Source organism: Aporhodopirellula sallentina SM41 (assembly GCF_000346505.1).
Classification (GTDB): domain Bacteria; phylum Planctomycetota; class Planctomycetia; order Pirellulales; family Pirellulaceae; genus Rhodopirellula; species Rhodopirellula sallentina.
In genome coordinates this window covers 60,788-78,649 of the sequence record NZ_ANOH01000095.1, presented here as the reverse complement: position 1 = coordinate 78,649, position 17,862 = coordinate 60,788, and the positions used below count along the sequence as shown (strand labels likewise).

Annotated in this window: 13 protein-coding genes; 8 read left to right on the top strand and 5 right to left on the bottom strand. The window is 58.3% G+C overall.

Annotation, left to right across the window (positions count from 1 at the left end; all coding sequences use genetic code 11):
• Nucleotides 1-83: 83 nt before the first annotated feature.
• The 3 genes from acnA to RSSM_RS05460 all read left to right on the top strand — a co-directional run bounded on the left by acnA (nucleotide 84) and on the right by RSSM_RS05460 (nucleotide 5,495).
• Complete coding sequence (gene acnA, locus RSSM_RS05470) at nucleotides 84-2,789, top strand: aconitate hydratase AcnA (RefSeq protein WP_044301250.1); 2,706 nt, start codon at nucleotides 84-86, stop codon at nucleotides 2,787-2,789.
• Between the two features lie 211 nt (nucleotides 2,790-3,000).
• The gene (locus RSSM_RS05465) at nucleotides 3,001-3,738 is read left to right on the top strand and encodes a hypothetical protein (protein ID WP_008675427.1); all 738 of its coding nucleotides are present in this window, start codon (nucleotides 3,001-3,003) and stop codon (nucleotides 3,736-3,738) included.
• The gene (locus RSSM_RS05460; RefSeq protein ID WP_236620961.1) at nucleotides 3,693-5,495 is read left to right on the top strand and encodes a hypothetical protein; all 1,803 of its coding nucleotides are present in this window, start codon (nucleotides 3,693-3,695) and stop codon (nucleotides 5,493-5,495) included. The genes RSSM_RS05465 and RSSM_RS05460 overlap by 46 nt, the downstream gene beginning before the upstream one ends.
• A 233-nt stretch (nucleotides 5,496-5,728) precedes the next feature.
• On the opposite strand, the gene RSSM_RS05455 is transcribed toward RSSM_RS05460, so the two are convergent.
• The 5 genes from RSSM_RS05455 to RSSM_RS05435 form a co-directional block, all read right to left on the bottom strand.
• Complete coding sequence (locus RSSM_RS05455) at nucleotides 5,729-6,517, bottom strand: transposase (RefSeq protein ID WP_008675421.1); 789 nt, start codon at nucleotides 6,515-6,517, stop codon at nucleotides 5,729-5,731.
• A gap of 344 nt (nucleotides 6,518-6,861) precedes the next feature.
• Nucleotides 6,862-7,929, bottom strand: a complete 1,068-nt coding sequence (locus RSSM_RS05450; protein WP_044301249.1) for a ThuA domain-containing protein — start codon at nucleotides 7,927-7,929, stop codon at nucleotides 6,862-6,864.
• Between the two features lie 372 nt (nucleotides 7,930-8,301).
• On the bottom strand, nucleotides 8,302-8,844 hold the full coding sequence (locus RSSM_RS05445; protein ID WP_008675417.1) for a hypothetical protein: 543 nt from the start codon (nucleotides 8,842-8,844) through the stop codon (nucleotides 8,302-8,304).
• 35 nt (nucleotides 8,845-8,879) lie between these two features.
• Entirely contained in the window at nucleotides 8,880-9,824 is a 945-nt protein-coding gene (locus RSSM_RS05440) for a hypothetical protein (protein ID WP_008675416.1), read from the bottom strand.
• Complete coding sequence (locus RSSM_RS05435) at nucleotides 9,821-10,504, bottom strand: MotA/TolQ/ExbB proton channel family protein (RefSeq protein ID WP_008675414.1); 684 nt, start codon at nucleotides 10,502-10,504, stop codon at nucleotides 9,821-9,823. The genes RSSM_RS05440 and RSSM_RS05435 overlap by 4 nt, the downstream gene beginning before the upstream one ends.
• Here RSSM_RS05435 and RSSM_RS05430 point away from each other — a divergent pair.
• The 5 genes from RSSM_RS05430 to RSSM_RS05405 all read left to right on the top strand — a co-directional run bounded on the left by RSSM_RS05430 (nucleotide 10,491) and on the right by RSSM_RS05405 (nucleotide 17,506).
• Nucleotides 10,491-10,784 carry a hypothetical protein gene (locus RSSM_RS05430; RefSeq protein ID WP_144059587.1) on the top strand — a complete coding sequence of 98 codons (294 nt, stop codon included), beginning with the start codon at nucleotides 10,491-10,493 and terminating at the stop codon, nucleotides 10,782-10,784. The genes RSSM_RS05435 and RSSM_RS05430 overlap by 14 nt on opposite strands.
• Nucleotides 10,781-12,376, top strand: a complete 1,596-nt coding sequence (locus tag RSSM_RS05425) for a glucose-6-phosphate isomerase (protein ID WP_008675409.1) — start codon at nucleotides 10,781-10,783, stop codon at nucleotides 12,374-12,376. The genes RSSM_RS05430 and RSSM_RS05425 overlap by 4 nt, the downstream gene beginning before the upstream one ends.
• A 68-nt stretch (nucleotides 12,377-12,444) precedes the next feature.
• Complete coding sequence (locus RSSM_RS05420; RefSeq protein ID WP_044301222.1) at nucleotides 12,445-13,992, top strand: Gfo/Idh/MocA family protein; 1,548 nt, start codon at nucleotides 12,445-12,447, stop codon at nucleotides 13,990-13,992.
• 13 nt (nucleotides 13,993-14,005) lie between these two features.
• Entirely contained in the window at nucleotides 14,006-15,109 is a 1,104-nt protein-coding gene (gene mtnA, locus RSSM_RS05415; protein WP_008675404.1) for an S-methyl-5-thioribose-1-phosphate isomerase, read from the top strand.
• 906 nt (nucleotides 15,110-16,015) lie between these two features.
• Nucleotides 16,016-17,506: a sialate O-acetylesterase gene (locus tag RSSM_RS05405; protein ID WP_008675402.1), complete on the top strand. Its 1,491-nt coding sequence runs from the start codon at nucleotides 16,016-16,018 to the stop codon at nucleotides 17,504-17,506.
• The last annotated feature ends 356 nt before the right edge of the window (nucleotides 17,507-17,862 follow it).

Here is a 17,862-nt window from a genome sequence, read left to right as displayed (position 1 = left end):
AAACTTTTGTTGTACCACGGCGGACACACGTGCCGGCAATGTCGCCGACGCCATCATTGCACTTCGACGAAGGAAACCAACCAGTGACTGCGAATTTATTCGGTGCACGAGAGTCATTCGAAACCGGTTCAGGCAAGGCGGACTTGTATCGCCTCGAGACGTTGCAGAAGCAAGGTCTCGGACAGATCGACCGGTTGCCTTTTTCGATACGCGTTTTGCTGGAAGCGGTGTTGAGGAATTGTGACGATTTTCAGATTTCTCAAGACGACGTGAAAAACCTCGCCGGGTGGCAGGCCAAGGAAGTCGCGCCGCACGAAGTTCCGTTCAAACCCTACCGCGTCGTGCTGCAGGATTTTACCGGAGTGCCGGCGGTCGTCGATTTGGCCGCGATGCGCTCGGCGATGCAGCGAATCGGGGGCGACCCGAAAAAGATCAACCCGTTGATTCCCGTCGATTTGGTGATCGATCACTCGGTCCAAGTCGACTTCTTCGGCAGCGACGGGGCGTTGGTACGAAATGTCGAGATGGAGTTTCAACGCAACAAGGAACGATACGAATTTCTCAGATGGGGACAGCAAGCATTTGACAACTTCAGCGTTGTTCCGCCCAACGTTGGTATCGTCCACCAAGTCAACTTGGAATATCTCGCTCGCGTGGTCGCGTTGAAGCAAGACGAAAGCGGAACGGTGGCGGTTCCCGATACTCTCGTCGGAACCGACTCCCACACGACAATGATCAACGGTTTGGGCGTCTTGGGTTGGGGCGTTGGCGGGATCGAGGCGGAAGCCAACATGCTCGGCCAGCCGCTGTACATGCTGATGCCCGAGGTGATCGGTTTCGAATTGACGGGCGAGATCCCACCCGGTGCGACCGCGACCGACATGGTGTTGCGGGTGGTCGAAATCCTTCGCCAAGAAGGCGTGGTCGGCAAATTCGTCGAGTTCTTCGGTACCGGAATGAATGCGATGAGCGTCGCGGATCGTGCGACGATCGCCAACATGGCTCCCGAGTACGGGGCGACGATGGGATTCTTCCCCGTCGACGATGTGACGCTGCAGTACCTCCGGCAAACCGGACGGACGAAGGAGAACGTGGAACTGGTCGAGCGGTACTGCAAAGAGCAAGGGATCTTCCGACGCGACGATGGCCCGACGCTCGAGTACACCAAAACGCTTTCGCTCGATCTGTCGACGGTCGAACCGAGTCTCGCAGGACCGAAACGCCCGCAAGACCGGATCGCGCTGGTAGATATGAAGGGCGAGTTCAACAAGTCGTTGACCGCGCCGGTCGGCAAGTCCGGTTTCGGTTTGCCGCCGGAGGCTCTGACGCGTATCGGGACTGTGTCGGACGACGGAGACGGTGTCGAGATCACGCACGGGGCCGTCGTGATCGCCGCCATCACATCGTGCACGAACACGTCGAACCCGTCGGTCATGGTCGGTGCCGGATTGCTCGCGAAACGAGCCGCCGAGCGTGGGTTGACGGTTCCCTCGTACGTGAAGACTTCGCTCGCTCCGGGGTCACGCGTCGTAACGGACTACCTCAATCGCGCCGGACTCACCGAAGCTCTCGATCAACTCGGCTTCAATACCGTCGGTTATGGTTGCACGACGTGCATCGGTAACTCCGGGCCGCTTCCCGAGCCGGTTGCCGCCGCGATCAAGGAAGGCGATCTGGTCGCGTCGGCGGTGCTCAGCGGAAACCGGAACTTCGAAGGCCGCGTCAATCCGTTGACGAAGGCCAACTATCTCGCCAGTCCTCCGTTAGTGGTCGCGTACGCGTTGGCGGGCACGACCGACATTGATTTGGTCAACGAGCCGATCGGTAAGGATGACGGGGGCAACGACGTTTACCTGAAAGAAATCTGGCCATCGGCCGACGAGATTCGCGAAACGATCGCCGCGTGTATCCAGCCGGAGATGTTCACCGAAGAATACGAGGCGGCGGTCAAGGGCAACGAACTGTGGAACGCGATCGATGTTTCCGGCGGTGCGTTGTACCCGTGGGACGAATCGAGCACGTACATTCACCATCCGCCGTTCCTCGATGAAGTCACCGGTGAGGCGGTTCCCGATATCCAGCCGATTCACGGCGCCCGTGTGCTCGCGCTTTTGAATGACTCGGTGACGACCGACCATATTTCGCCCGCCGGTGCGATCGCAACGGATGGACCTGCTGGTCGCTACCTGCAGGAAAACGGAGTTCCGGTGCGTGAGTTCAACTCGTTCGGTTCGCGTCGAGGTAACGACCGAGTGATGGTGCGGGGAACGTTTGCCAACATCCGCATTCGCAACCAACTCGCTCCAGGAACCGAAGGCGGGGTGACCCGATACTTGCCAACCGATGAGGTCATGAGCATCTACGACGCGTCGATGAAATACCAAGCCGACGGGGTGCCGTTGATCGTTCTCGCGGGAACCGAATACGGCACGGGCAGCAGTCGGGACTGGGCGGCGAAGGGAACGTTGATGTTGGGCGTCAAGGCGGTGATTGCAGCGAGTTTCGAACGGATCCACCGCAGTAATTTGGTCGGCATGGGCGTCTTGCCGCTCGAGTTCGCCGACGGAGCAACGTGGGAGTCGCTCGGTCTCAGTGGCGAGGAATCGTTCGACATCAGCGGCCTGTCGAACGAGCTCGAACCACGTTCGGTGATCAACGTCATCGCGACCGATCCCAATGGAAAGGTTACGGAATTCCCCTGCCGAGTCCGTATCGACACCCCAGTTGAACTGCAGTATTACCGCAACGGCGGAATCCTGCACACGGTCCTGAGAAACCTACGCGGGTAGGACGTTTGAACGATTGATGTGGACGCGGTTGTCGGCTGACCACGTAGCTCAGTTTCTCCGAGGCTGAGGGGCCTGTACTGCGGGTTTGGAATCCGCGTCTCAGAGATACGCGGCTACGTGGTTGCCCCGCACGCAGATTCTTGCGCCCCGTTATCATATCGATCCCGCCCTGATCCTTGGGCTGTTTTGCGTCACGTTGGAATCATGGGAGATGGGTTTGTCTTTTCTAGGAACACGTTCCTTCTCACCGCTGAGGATTCTTTTGGTGATCGTCGCGGTGGTAGGATGTGGGTTTTCGATCGTCTCCAATCAACAACTCTCTGCCGCTCGCGAAGAACACGTGGAGCTTCGCAAACAGGTCGGCTATTTGAAGATCGATGATCCGGGGAAAGTCGTCGTCGCGCAGATTCCCGCGTCGGATGAGGTGGTTCCGCCGTTCGTGCATCAGGCACATGTGTGGCGTTACCGGATCCACCTCCCGGCAAACTACGGACCGTGTTTCAAAATGCAGCGAGGGCTCGTTTCGGCGGACTCGCCGAGGGGGCAAGGCGGGTCAGGCAGTAGTTGGTCGATGGGGAATTCGGAACCCGAAGAAGTGTTGTCGACGATGGCGTTGTTTCAACATGGCGACAAATGGATGTTCTGCCGATCTTCCGACGGAAGTTCGAGCACCTCCAGTCTTCGGAAAGATTTCGTGATCGGCAGTCTCGATGACTTTGTGATCGAGACGCCTGTTTCGATCGGCGATGAAGCGCGTATGATCGACAAAGCCGAAGCGATCTGTTTGCTCCGGTTTCGTGAAAAGGAACTCGCGAAAAAACGCAACGGCGAGCCAAAGAAAAATCTCTATCGCGGCTTTGCCGTCTATCTCTTCAGTGCCAAGCATCGTGATGCGTTCGAGGCATGGGCGAATGGCAAAGTCGACTCGATGAAGGAGTTTCAACCGTGATCGAGCAGCCAGCAAGTCGTCGAAATGACCAGGATCCGACCGACACAGAAAAAGGGGGCAGGGATCATGGTGTGGAAGTGGTTTCAAAGCCGATCGGCGGCAAGAAACGAAGACGAGTCCGGTTCGGCTTGCTCGAACTGTTGTTGCTCGCAGCCGTCGTTGCGTCCTGGCTGCCGGTGATCTTGGCGCGTCGGCAACTGCCGATTCTCGAGTCGGAAATCGAAAGCATGCGGTACGCAACGACTCAGCTCGTGATTTCCGATGAACGCAAACTCAATATTCGCACTTTGCCGACGTTTTGGAACAGCGTCGACAGTTGGAAGTACTTCGTTCCTGCGGGCGTTGACCTCGAATTGAGATTGGCGACGGAGGAAATCAACTCCGTTGCTTTTCCGGCGCAGTATCAGGCGGTGCCTCTCCCAGCCGGAGAACACGCGATTCACCTGAAAGGGACGAGTGACGCGGATGGCTTTCACACGGAAGTTTACATCGACGATGAGATCGTTTTGCAGAAGCATCATCCGAAATCGTGGATGGATTCGCAGGGGAGTTCGAGTACCAGCGGTGCGTCGCAGCGCTCCAGTTCCTACGCGCTCGAGGAGCCTTTGGTGTTGAAGCGGCTGACTTATTCTGAAAGCCATCCACTCAAGGTATATCAGTCGATTGACATTCCCAATGAATACGACCGCAAAGGGAATTATTTGTGGATTTCACCGGCCGATTTAAGGCCTCCGCCCGCCGGTGTCTTTCATTTCGCAAACGACAACTGGCGGGAAGGTGTCGGAAATCGTCAAGGAACACGCCTGCTGCATCTCAAACAGACTCCTGACTCGGGAATGATCGATGTCTTGCCGGCGTTCAGTTCGATTCTGGGTGATAATCGCGACTTCTACCCGTATCGGCCGTTTCGTATTTCGGTGCAACCGGTGGTATCCGCGGCGCAGGAAGGATTCGACGTGCCCGCCGAAGGTGAGCTGCCGGGCCCCGCGTCGTACGTCCTGCGTGATTCATTGGACGTGAACACGGACATAGGATCGCGGCCGCTCGAAGATTCTGTGACGGAAGCATCCGTCGGCAACGCCGGAAAGACCATGAGCGTCTTTGCACATTACGATCGGTTCGACTCGGGGGCGCGTCCGATCGTGGAAGTTCTCTTTGATGCCGATCACCCCAACCGAATCGGCTTTCGGCCGCATGCCGGGCCGAGAAGTGTGGCGATGGAGGCGTGCCAATTCGTGACGCTCTCAGATGCTCGGTACTTGTGGCGGGAAGTGGAGGTGGCAGGCGATGCACCGGAGAGCGAAGGGCAGAAGATTAAACGTGTTGGATTGGCGAAGTTTTACCCGGAGGTGGATTTCGCTGACTCGGGCGAAGAGGATCGCTACGAAGACCGATTCGGGTGGAGAATGATCAACGATTCCTCGCTGCCATTGGCATCGGTGTTCGGCGGAGAGGCAACGATGAGGCGTCTCTGCTTGGTGACAGACGTGCCGAACGCCAACGAGCTGACTTATCCACCTGGATTGGGCGCGCAGTGGAAATACGAGGGCATTCCGAATCGCCAGGTCTGGCTGCTTCCTGAGGTGGAAGCGGATGGTGAGCGAGCAATCACCGCGGAGTTTCGAGCCACCGAGGGGTTCCCCGAAACCTTCGCCAAAATTCCAGGCGGCCCCGCAATTCAAAGCGTCCGAATCACCATCCCGATGCCAGCCAAACAGCCAATCTGGCTCGAGATTCTTGGCGAGAGAATGGATTGAGGCTTTTGGGCGTTTCTTCCGCCGGGGCAAGCCCGGACGGAGAGAGAGGGGATGGTGGTGGGGTTGAGGTAGCTGTCAGTTGTTTGCTCCGCCGGGGCAGGCCCGGACGGAAGCTTGGGGTTGGGCGTTTCTTCCGCCGGGCTTGTCCCGGTCGGGGGCACAAGTGAGTGGCTACCAATGAGGCTCCCTCTCCCTCCGGCCTCCGTCGAGCTTGTCTCGGCGGAGCCAGCGTATCAGAGCCGAGGTCGCCGAGTCACGCCGCGGTCATAGCCTCCGAACGTCCCCGCGTAGAAGCTGAATTTTAGTATCGGTTTCATCTCATAAACGAATGCGATGTTATTCATCAACGATAGTGCAATCGAACTCGGTGAATCGGTCACCGAACCTCCGAGAAGAATATGAACGTGATTGCTCAGTAATCCGATTCTCGACAATCGCCAGGGCTTCTTCATGGCGGATTTGACAATGACGCCCCGGACTCGGCGCAGCATTGATTCTCGCACCTCACGCCAGCCATCGATATTCTCTAGCACGATTTGAAGCGAATTCAGGTATCTGCCGTAGGTTCCCGTGTTGGGGTGAGCCAAATCGATTGTTGGGTCGTGGAATTGCAGCGTGTCTAGACGGCGTTGCACGACGGGATCTGCCATCGGGTGTTTGTCGGTTTGCCGAGAAACGTAGCGATCGAGGGTCGCGGCTTTGGCATCACCGAGGCTTTGAACGTGGTAGTTGCGTCGGAATGCTTTCGGGATCTCGTCTCGAATCAAATACTGCAACCGCCCTTTGATGCTGCGGACGATCGCCGAAGGAGAACAGTGGGGCTTGGTGCTGACGAGAAACTGGTAGGTGTTGTCGTTGAGGTGATCGGCCGATAGCAAGCGAACGCCGTCCGGATCGATCGCGGTTTTGAGACGATCGTACCAATGTTCCGAGGAGGGGAGTGGCTCTTTCCCGAAAAGGGACACTGACCAATTGAGCTGGAAGGCCGCCCGGGTGTTGGCTTCTGTGTAGATCGACTCCATGCGATCAGGCTCCGGGGCGTTTCTTCCGCCGGGGCAGGCCCGGACGGAGAGAGGGGGATGGTGGTGGGGTTGAGGTAGCTGTCAGTTGTTTGCTCCGCCGGGGCAGGCCCGGACGGAAGCTTTGGGTGGGGCGTTTTTGCCGCCGGGGCAAGCCCGGGCGGAGAGAGGGGGGATGGTGGTGGGGTTGAGGTAGCTGTCAGTTGTTTGCTCCGCCGGGGCAAGCCCGGGCGGAAGCTTTGGGTGGGGCGTTTCTTCCGCCGGGGCAGGCCCGGACGGAAGCTTGGGGTGGGGCGATTTATCCGCCCGGGGTTAGGCTGGGCGGATGCTTTTGATCTTGCTGGGGGTTACTCTGCCGTTGCGGGTTCGGGGGCGTAGGTTGGGGGAGGGTCGGCGGTGGTGGCGGAGTGGCCGAGGCGGAAGTCTTCTGGGTGGAGGCCTCGTTCTTGGAAGTAGTCGCTGTTGAGGAAGCCGAAGAATGATGGTTGATACGGATCAACGAAGCTCACGTCAGCTTTCCCGGGGACTTCTTCGCCGCTCAGGTGCAAGCATGCGTTGACGATCAGGCGACGGAGGTCTTCACAGCGGAAATCGACCGCGCCGCCGGCGGTGGTCGTGAACGCTTGACCGGTTTCTCCTGATGGTACCGAGTAAGGTTTCACCCAAGCGTAGGGCATCATCGGATCGTTGCGTCCGTCGGTGACAGGGGGGGCAGCAGGGTCGAGAAGTTTCAATACTTGGCCTCGCAGCAGCACGGTGGCTTCGTCTTCGTCGAGGTGCACGACCCCGTACACGTCGCTCGGGGTGTAGATGTCTTTGACGCCACGCAAGATCGGGTGGTCCGCGTTCTCGCGAACGATCAGGCCGCGTGCCCCTTCGACTTTGTGTTTGCCGTGATGGCTGTGCCAATTCTCGCCGAGGACTTTGATACCGAAGTTCTTCCATTCAAACCCGCCGTAATTGCCACCTTTGAAAGCGTGCGTCGCGGTTCGGTAGGCGACCAAAGGCTTGCCGGCTTTCAGATAGTCGAGAAACGGTTTCATCTGATCGTCGGGCAGTTTACGAAAACGCGTCGTGAGCACGCACAGGTCGGCATCGGCGAGCGTGTCCATGCCGGGAATGTTGCCTTGGTCGTATGGGTTGATGACGCCCGTTTTGCTGTCGATCGCGAACAGTACGGTGCATTTGAATCCGTGATGTTGGCTGAGGATCTTTGCGAACATCGGGCACGATTCTTCGGACCGGTATTCTTCATCGCCCGAGATCAGGACGATGTGCTTCCCGTTGGCGGTGCCTTCGGCAGGTTCGATGACCAAACGATCATCGGCGGACGCGATATTCGTCGTTGCCACGCAAAGGAGTGCGGCGATGGCTGCGAATCGAAATACCTGGACCGAAAGAAACTTGGTGGACATCAAGAATTTTGATTTCATGAGAGTGAATGCTTGTCGAGCAGGGAGGGGAGGGTGAGGAAGGTCGCCGGTAGGTTGAAGCTTCATCCACCGGACACGCACGTCCAATGTAATCAAATCACCTGGCGTGGTGTGTGCTTGGGAGTATGCCAGCGTCGCCGCGTTCCGATGAACGCAGGGTGATTCTCTCGGTGGATGCGCAAGAGAACTACAGAGACATTTTGTATGACGGACTCAGGAATGAGACGCGCGTTGCCTGAGCCGATGCGCATAACCAGAGTCGGAGTGCGGGATGAGGCGATACGCGGGCAACGAGCGGCGCCCCGCGAGTCGCGTTTCGCCCGAATACCGTCAGAGAGTGATGCGGGGCATCGCCTACGGCAGTTCGACGAGTTGCCGGCGGGCATCGATTTGGTCGTCATCCAAACCAGCTTCGCGGAGACGTTTCATGAGTGCCGCGTCGGCGGCAGCGACCGCGTTGGGAGTGCGGGCAACTCGCACGAGGATGCCGCTCGGTTCGCCCTCCACCGTTCCGGCGAAAGCGATGATGTCTTCGATCGATATCGCTTTGCGGTCGGGCTGTTCGGCTTCGGTCTGCACTAGGTACTGATTCCCGTCGATCAAAACATCGACCACCGAAGGCAGCACTGGGATGACGGGAGTGAGTTCGAGTTCCGACGCGGCCTCTCGCATCGCTTCGTCAGAATCATCGGATGTATCGCCCGCGGTGGGGGCGTCCGATGGCGTGAGGCTTTCGATCGACATGATCGGTGATGAGGAACCGGGATCCATCGAGACTTGACCTTGAGGATCGTTGTTACCGTCGCCGTCGGTAAACCCTAAACCGAAGTCGAAGTATTGGCTCGCGATCAGCAACGCGATACCGCCGCCGATGACAACCGGGACTCGTTTACGCATGATTCGTGTTGGGGGTGAAAGGAACGTCGGGGCGGTCAGTTGGGCTCGGGCGTGGGGCCGAGGACCGTGTATTCGAAACGTGTTTCGGGCGTGTCGGCGCGGAGTCGTTCGAGTGCGCGAGGCAACGCGTCGACGAGCGGTTGATACACGCCGGCGACGCTTTGCGGGGAATATGATACTAACAGAACGACCAACCCTTTGGGCTGGGGCAATTGTTTGTAGGCGGCGAAGAGTCGGTCGGCGACTTCATCGGTCCGGTCGGATTGCGATCGCCGTTCCAAACGAAATGTCTCGCGTTGGTCGTCTGCCATGAACACGATGCCACCGTTGTCGGACGCGTGGACGGTCCAGATCTCGGCTCGTTTGAGCAGTTCGGCGTGCCCGATCAGGAACCGCAGCACCGCGTCAGGATCGGCCTTGCCCAAACGGCTGGCCTGCCGGATCGCGGTCGCAACGGGATCGTCTGATTCGGAATCTTCCGAAAGAGGGCCAGGGATGGTTTCGTCGGTTGGTTCGTTTGCAGCGGAACCCGAGTCGGGATCGACATCCGTTTCGGCATCGAGCGAGAGCCAGCGGCTGAGTTTGCTCATCGCGACGTTCATTTCCGCCAACCGGGCCTCGGACTGATACACCGCTTCGTCGCGTGCGGCGCGGGCTTGGTCGCGTTGTCGTTCGAGTTCGCGGTGTTGGCTTTGCAACGCTTCGCGAATGCCCGCCAACTCGCTGCGTTCGCGTTGGATTTGGTAGACCAGTTTCTCGCGTTCGGATTCCAGTGACGCGGTTTCCCGCTGAGTCGCTTCGCGGACATCGAGGAACTGCGCGAACACGATGATCAGCAGCAGGTCCATCAACGGAGTCAACTGGAAACGGGTTCGTCGCGACCACCATGTTTTCGCCAACCGAACGTCGCCGGCCGAACGATCCGGTGTGACGTGTGGTGGCGAGAGCGGTGCCGGAGATTCGTTACTCAACTCGCTCACGCCGTACCGTCCTCCGGTGTCGCTGCCTTGTCGCTTGCCTCGGTTGGGGCTTCGGCACCGGATTGTTCGAGTACAGAGAGTTCCCGTTTGACCTTGGCCGCCATCTCGCGGACGCCCAGCCGATTTTCAGATAAACGGGCAAAGCCGGGTTCGACAACGCTGCCGACCAACATCAACAGGATCGCCGCTGACAGACCGGCAAACGTGCTCCAGATCGCGTCGCCGAACCGAGTCACGATCACATTCACCGAGGCTTGGTCGTCGGCCGCGAGCGCCGACCCGATTGCCAAAATCGTGCCCAACACTCCGGCGAGCGGGTAGGCCTCGATCATCGTGCGGGCGACGTTCCATGCGGTTTCAAATCGCAGCGAGTGAAGGTACTCGCGTCGCTCGTCGAGAATGCGAATGCGATCGGCGAGTCGAGCCCGGTCGGCGCTGCGGAGCGGTTGTGCCATCACGTCGCTGATGTCGGCCAAGAACGCTTCGATTTGATCGGACAGGTGAACGTGAAAGTCCATGCGGCTGCGGTGCGGCAACCCGGCGGTGAACCGTTCGAGTGTTTGGGCGATCCGTTTGCGATCCGATCGTGCCCACCCCGCCAGGACCGCGAACGCGAAAAGATGAACCGCGGCGGCAACGAGAATCGCGAACGTCGAATAAGAAGATATGAGTTCCAGCATCAATCTCGGATTGGCCCGGGGAATGGTATATGGTGCGGTACGCCACTTCCGAACGAGTGCCCGGCGTGGCATCATCTGCGTCGTCGATTCGGTGGCAGCAGTCCAGCGGTGGCCGATAAACTCGTCGGCTTACTTTACTCGCCGCGGTCGAATCATGGTCGCATCGGATTTTGCCCGCACGATGCGTTCCGAAACGAATCAAAAATCCGGCGTCAACCGTTTGTGCGTTGCGTGGATTCTCGACCAACAACCTTTTGACCGCAAGAGAGATCACGAATGAGCCTGCTGCGTTTCGACCCGGCGGGAGCGTTGGTGCCTGTGCCAAATGGTGACGCGACGGGCAACGGTGCATCGGGGGAGATTTCGCCGTCGTGTTTGAGGGCTCAAATCGAGCAACTCGATCCAGTCCGCCACCGATTGACGAATCACTGCGGCGAACGGGTGAGGGCCGGGTTTGATCGCCCCGAACGTCTACTGATCGAATATGAAGCGTTGCGGGAAAGGTCGGAACTCGGACGGGTTTTTCGAGTCGCGAACCGATTGCATGATCATCTCGATGCGGTGGGAGTGATCGGAACCCCGGAGTGCATGCTCGCCCCCGACGCGTTGATGCGAGCGTGTTGCGAACCGTATCACAATGAACTGTCCCGGTCGGCGCGAGGCAGCAAGCCGAGGATGTATTTTGCATCGAGCGGGATCGACAACGACGCGGTCGAAGGTTTGTTGCGAAGGTTGAATCAGGAGTTCGCAGCAAACGAATCGGATCACCACGGTCCCGAAGATCGATACGCGATCATCCCGATCGATCTGTATGAGGGAGACCGCAGCGGATCCGCGGCGACGGATGTGTTTCTGCGCCATGGTGTCGACCAGGTCGCCAGATCGCTCGGTGAAGCAGACGCGAGATGGCTGACAAAGTTGATTGTCCCCGTTTTGCATGAACGCAGCGGTCTGTCGAAAATCGCCGGCGAGATCGACTGTTCGGAACGATTCGTGACTCCTTGCGAGTCGACTGCCGGGGCGTCGCGATCGGACCAGCTAAACACCTCGGCAATGATGGGTGGCCCCTTCGGTGTGTACTCCGCCGCGACGTTACTGCCGGCTGCGTTTTTAGGGCTCGACTGTATCCAGTTTTTGCTGGGGGCGTCGGCGATGAACGATCATTTCATCCAGTCGCCGTTGGAAGAAAACATGGTGCTGCAATACGTCGGTTTGCAGCGGTTGCTCGCGACGCGGCGAGGCCTGCGCGATCGGATGCTGGTCTACTGGAACCCATCGCTCGGCGGAGTCAGCCGTTGGCATCAGGAATGGATGTCCCAGGTTCTCGATCCGACTGTTCGCTCATCGACGCGGCTGCAACATGGGGCCGCCTGGGCGGAGAGCTTGGCCGCGGAAACCGTCGGCAACCAAGTCGCTTGCAACCAATCTGCCAACAATCAATCAACCGTCAACCAATTGGTGATCACGCAGTTGATCGTCGAATCCGTTCGCACGGACCCGATCGAAATGACGCGAGCGGAGATAAGCTCTTCGAGCGAACTCGCGATCACACCGCCAGGCGACCACGCATCGGCAGGCAACCATGCCCCGCCGATGTCGGCGACCGAATCGACGCAATCAGGCTCATCGAAGAAGAAAAAGAAAGCCCCGGGGCCTGGCGTGCCTGTGATTCCGGATTTGATGCAATCGGCAATCAGTCGATCGCGGGTGGCGCTGCGGAGTGGAGGGGTTCCGGCGATCGAGTTGATTTTGCCGGAGGTGAACACGCATTTGCTCGGGCAGTTGTTTCAGTTTTGGTGGTTGTGCTCCGCCGTCGAGCGGGAAGGCGACACTGGCGTTCGCGCGGCCAGTGTGCATAATACAGCGGTCTAGTTTCCCACCTCCGTGGTTTGCCGCGGCGCCCCCGCCCACCTTCTTCCCCCTTCCGCGAGTTTGTTCTGATGAGTCGTATAAACCGACGCGCTTTTTCTGCTTCCGCTGCCGCAATCACTTCGGGGCTGGCCCTCGGGGTACACAGCAGTGTTTCCGCTGCGACGGCGGGTGACCCTTCCGATCCGCTCGGCGTGGCGGTTTGTGGCGTTGCCGGTCGTGGGATGTCGCACGTCGGTGGGTTCCATCACGATCCTCGCACTGTGATCCGCGTGTTGGTCGATGTGGACTCGAAGGTCGGCGAACAGCAGGCCGACAAAGTTGAGAAGATGCAGGGCACTCGTCCACGCGTGGTCGGCGACGTTCGCGAAATTCTCGATAGCGACGACGTACAAATTGTCACCTGTGCCACGCCGAATCACTGGCACGCGATGATCGCCGTTTGGGCGATGCAGGCGGGCAAAGACGTCTACATCGAAAAACCGATCAGCCACAACGTTCATGAAGGTCGGGCTCTCGTCGCCGCCGCACAGAAATATGGCCGAATGTTTCAAACCGGTACGCAGTGCCGCAGTAGTTTGGCGTGCATCGAGGCGATGAAGTTCATCGCCGACGGGAACATTGGCGAAGTCAACCTGGCTCGCGGGTTGTGTTACAAACGGCGTAAGTCGATCGGCCCGCTCGGCAACTATCCGATTCCCGACAACGTCGACTTCGACATGTGGAGCGGTCCGGCGACCTTCACCGATCCAAAACTGACGCGTCAGCGGTTCCACTACGATTGGCACTGGCAACGACACTACGGCAACGGCGACTCGGGGAACCAAGGCCCGCACCAAACCGACATCGCTCGATGGGGACTCGGGTTGGATCGGCATCCCGAGTCGATCTTGACCTATGCCGGACGTCTGGGGTACCAGGCCGAACGCAAAGACCCGACGTACCAAGACGCCGGCGATACCGCTAACACGCAGGTTTCGATCTACGACTATGGCGACAAGACGATCGTCTTTGAAACCCGTGGATTGAGCGTCAATGACTCCGCCGACAAAGAGATCAACGAGTTGTTCGGATCGAACCGTGGCAACAAAATCGGCGTCGTATTCTACGGCAGCGAAGGGTACGTCATCCAAGGTCCGAGTTACGAAACGTGCCGCGCGTTTGATCTGAACAAGAGGGAGATCCGATCCTTCACACATAATTCACGTGAGAACGGTTCGCTCAACAACGTTCACATGAGCAACTTTATCGACGCCGTTGTTGCTCGCGACGCATCGATTCTGGTCGCGGATGCGAAGTGCGGGCACCTTTCGGCGGCGATTGCCCACCATGGGAACACGTCTTATTATCTCGGCGAAGAGAACCGTGTGTCGCCGGATACGATCGCTGCGGCGGTCGAGAAGTTTGCGTCTCGTGACGACGATGCTGCGACTCTCGAGCGAACACTTCAACATTTGCGTGACAACGGAGTCGATCCGGAATCCGACATGTTGTCGCTCGGCCCGCAGTTGACCTTCGATGTCGAATCCGAACGTTACACCGGGAACGACGCGGCCAACGCGATGTTGACGCGTGAGTACCGTGAAGGGTTCGAAGTTCCATCGCCTGAAGATGTCTAGTGAGTGACGAGCAATGAGTACTGACGCCGAAACGATTCGCTACCGGGCCGCGGCGGGTGAGAGCCCTGCTGCGGTTGACCTTCTCGACCAAACGCGAATCCCGGCGGAGTTGGTACGGCTCGAGTGCACGGACTTGGCGCAGTTGCACGACGCGATCGTGCGGCTCGTCGTGCGTGGGGCTCCGGCGATCGGTATCGCGGCCGCCTACGGCGTTACCCTCGCTCCGATCGACCCGGCGAGCAATCCCGATTCGATCCGGCAATGCTATTACGACGCGATCGAATATCTTGCCACGAGTCGGCCGACGGCGGTGAACTTGTTCTGGGCGTTGAACCGGATGCGAGGGATTGTCGAATCGACCGAAGACGCGGCGATCGGTGAATTGCCGCCGCGTCTGATCGAGGAGGCTCGCGCGATACACGAAGAGGATCGCGAAATGTGCCGGGCGATGGGAAGGAACGCCGCCCCGTTGCTCCGCGATGCCAAGACCGTGTTGACGCACTGCAACGCGGGCGGATTGGCAACCGCGCAGTATGGCACTGCCCTCGCCCCGATTTATTACCTGCACGAGAACGGTCACACGTTGAACGTGTACGCGGACGAAACCCGTCCGTTAATGCAGGGGGCTCGTCTGACTGCATGGGAATTGTCGCAGGCCGGCATCCCCGTGACGGTGTGCACCGATTCGATGGCAGGCAGTCTGATGCAGCGTGGTTTGGTCGACGCAGTGATCGTCGGTTCCGATCGGATCGCGGAAAACGGCGACGTCGCCAACAAGATCGGTACTTACCCGCTCGCGGTGATCGCGCACTATCACAACGTGCCGTTCTACGTTGTGGCGCCAACGAACACGTTTGATCTCGAACTGCAGTCGGGCGATCTGATTCCGATCGAGCAACGCAGCGAAGACGAAGTGCGTTACACGCTCGGTGCGAATTCGGCTGTCCACGCGGAAGGCCGAATGGCGGTCCCGCGAGAAGCGTCGGTGATCAACCCCGCGTTTGATGTGACCCCGGCGGAGTTGGTCGCAGCGATCGTGACCGAACAAGGAGTGATCGAGCGCCCGACCCGAGAAAAGGTACAGCAACATTTCGCGGCCATCACGAATCCAACTTAGTGATTCGTGAACACTTCGGTTAGGAGTAGCGAAACTCGCCAAAAGTATCGGGATGGCTGGTGAATCACCAAAAGTCTTGGCGGGCTGTTGATTTCTTCGTTTAACGGCAATACCGTTCAATTGTCGTTTAACCCGTGCCCGAAGGGTAGGTTGTGTTCCGTCAAGCGTCGCCTACGGCTACCGGTTAAACGAAAACGCCACAACCCGGTGCTTCATTGAAGGGTATTGCGTTTAACGGGCAGCCAAAGGCGACCTGCTTGCCACTGCACGTCGCCTACGGCTACCGGTTAAACGAAAGTAGGTTGGTTCTTGATGAAATCGACAAACCGTTGGCGGTTTTCGCTACGGCCCTGAATCCTCATTCTTGATCGTGACGCACCACACGAGCTCGACCTCGACAGTGTCGGCTGATCGACTTTTGCGCTGGAACGAGGTTTGTGCGCATCTGGAATATTCGCTCGCTTCTGAGAACCGGTGTGTTTTGGGATCAATCGTGGGGTTTGATTTGCGGTCAAAAGAGGTCGGTCGAAAAAATTGTTTTGAATTTCGACCGTATTTTGGCTGCTTGTTGATAGCCCGTGGTGGCGATCCAGAAGACTCAATTGTGCCGTGCCGGTTCTGCCTTCAAATCGCTGCGCACGCCATCGGCGTAAACGGGAGCGTCGTTTCGAATCGGGAGGTTTTGCCGACGCTTTTTGCTGACGCTGACAAACTTGCCCGGCGGAATACGAAAGAGTAGCCTCGTTCGAATCGGCCGCTGTGATTAGATGAAATTCGGAGCGATTTTGTTGAACGTTCCGTTTCATTCAGCAGCCGGCCGGTTCAATCCAGGGGACTCTGAGGGCGCCGCCTTTCGATGCCCCTTGCTCCGATTCCCAGTCCGAAACACCGCAGAGGAAACCGTTCATGCGTTGTCGTTACCGAGTCACGCACGCCGTCTTGGCTTGTGCGCTTTTTTGTTTAACCCACATCACCGGTGTGGTCGCCGCCGATACCCAGCCCCTGAGCGTGGCCGGCATCTTTGGCGATCACATGGTTTTGCAGCAGCAGACTGCTAACACGATATGGGGGAAGAGTGCTGCCAACGAAACCGTGACCATTGATGTGTCCTGGTCGCAGGATGACGTGACGACCGTTGCGGATGCCGCCGGAAATTGGCGGGCGTCCGTGCAAACGCCATCCGCAGGTGGACCGTTCCAATTGACGATCGCCTCGGCAGGGGATCGGATCGAGTGGAATGACATTTACGTTGGCGAAGTATGGATTTGTTCTGGTCAATCGAACATGCAGTGGCGGATGCGTGGGTTCGGCGTCGATCACTTTGCCGAAGACGTCGCGAAAGCGGACCGTCCACGAATCCGGTTCTGTGAAATTCCCGCGACGATCGCGTTGGAAGGCCAAGACGACGTGAAAAATGCGTGGAGCGTTTGCACTCCCGAATCGGTTTTGAACTTCAGTGCGGTAGGCTACTTCTTCGGTTCACGATTGTACGAAGAACTCGATGTGCCGATCGGGTTGGTTTCCTGCAACTGGGGCGGATCGAGTGCCGAGGCGTGGGTGAGTCCCGAAGTGCTTCGCAAACAATTTCCTGAGTTCAACGAAGTGTTGGACGGTTTGCCTGCGATCGCTGAGAAAACCGGAGTGACCTACAATCGCGGTCAGGCCAAGCCCAAAGGCCTCAATCAACGCACTCCCAGTGTGCTGTACAACGGTATGGTCCGCCCGTTGATTCCGTTCGCGTTTCGAGGTGTGGTTTGGTACCAGGGCGAATCGAACGTCAAGAATCCAGTGCAGTATCGCACGCTGTTCCCGGCGATGATCGAGGATTGGCGTCAGCGTTGGGGACGCGGTGATTTCCCGTTCTACTTCGTTCAAATCGCACCGTTCGCGTACAAAACCAACCCCATGAGCGCGGCGTTCCTGCGTGAAGCTCAAACGATGGCGTTGTCCGTTCCGAAGACCGGGATGGTGGTCACGATGGATATCGGCAACGTTAGCAACATCCACCCCAAACCCAAGAAACCGGTCGGCGAGCGACTCGCGAAACTCGCCTTGGCCCGCGACTATGGGATGTCTGACATCGTTGACTCGGGACCGCTCTACAAGAGTCATACAATTGACGGAAGCTCAGTTCGTATCGAGTTCACTGGCATCGGCAGTGGGCTGGTGACCCGAGACGGGAAAGAGTTGACTCACTTCACGATCGCCGGCGAAGATCAAAACTTCGTGGAAGCAAACGCGGTCATCGACGGCGACACCGTCGTGGTCAGCAGCGAAAATGTGTCTGCCCCCGTTTCCGTCCGGTACGGTTGGGGCAGCGGCGACATGCCCAACTTGTCCAACAAGGAAGGCCTGCCTGCTTCGTCGTTCCGAACCGACGATTGGCCGGTGAAGTAAAACCGCGAAGACGCGTTAGGAAAAGTAACGCGGTTTGTATATCGCAGCGTGTCACACACGCTGCTGTACAAACTGCGGTCCATTCGCCGAAACGTTGCAGCCCAATGCTGCTAGAAAATTTTAAAGAATGACGTGGAGTTGGTTCCTACCGGCCGATTCGAATTCTCCGGGAGGGAATGTCTCGTTCGAGGACATAGCAACACATTCCCGTTGCTGAGGTAACTCTCTCATCACGGCAACCCACCACCCGATTCCGCCACGCTCCAACGGAGCGTTCCTATTCCCAACAAGCCTCAACGGGGCGACCCCAATCTAGCCGGATCACTCGCAACATCCCGATTAGGGCTGCCACTTCG

Excerpts from the sequence above, each read along its gene's own strand:
- RSSM_RS05465 (WP_008675427.1), top strand. The coding sequence starts at position 3,001 with ATGGGTTTGTCTTTTCTAGGAACACGTTCCTTCTCACCGCTGAGGATT.
- RSSM_RS05460 (WP_236620961.1), top strand. The coding sequence starts at position 3,693 with ATGGGCGAATGGCAAAGTCGACTCGATGAAGGAGTTTCAACCGTGATC.
- RSSM_RS05455 (WP_008675421.1), bottom strand. The coding sequence starts at position 6,517 with ATGGAGTCGATCTACACAGAAGCCAACACCCGGGCGGCCTTCCAGCTC.
- RSSM_RS05450 (WP_044301249.1), bottom strand. The coding sequence starts at position 7,929 with ATGTCCACCAAGTTTCTTTCGGTCCAGGTATTTCGATTCGCAGCCATC.
- RSSM_RS05445 (WP_008675417.1), bottom strand. The coding sequence starts at position 8,844 with ATGCGTAAACGAGTCCCGGTTGTCATCGGCGGCGGTATCGCGTTGCTG.
- RSSM_RS05430 (WP_144059587.1), top strand. The coding sequence starts at position 10,491 with ATGAGTTCCAGCATCAATCTCGGATTGGCCCGGGGAATGGTATATGGT.
- RSSM_RS05435 (WP_008675414.1), bottom strand. The coding sequence starts at position 10,504 with ATGCTGGAACTCATATCTTCTTATTCGACGTTCGCGATTCTCGTTGCC.
- RSSM_RS05425 (WP_008675409.1), top strand. The coding sequence starts at position 10,781 with ATGAGCCTGCTGCGTTTCGACCCGGCGGGAGCGTTGGTGCCTGTGCCA.
- RSSM_RS05420 (WP_044301222.1), top strand. The coding sequence starts at position 12,445 with ATGAGTCGTATAAACCGACGCGCTTTTTCTGCTTCCGCTGCCGCAATC.
- mtnA (WP_008675404.1), top strand. The coding sequence starts at position 14,006 with ATGAGTACTGACGCCGAAACGATTCGCTACCGGGCCGCGGCGGGTGAG.
- RSSM_RS05405 (WP_008675402.1), top strand. The coding sequence starts at position 16,016 with ATGCGTTGTCGTTACCGAGTCACGCACGCCGTCTTGGCTTGTGCGCTT.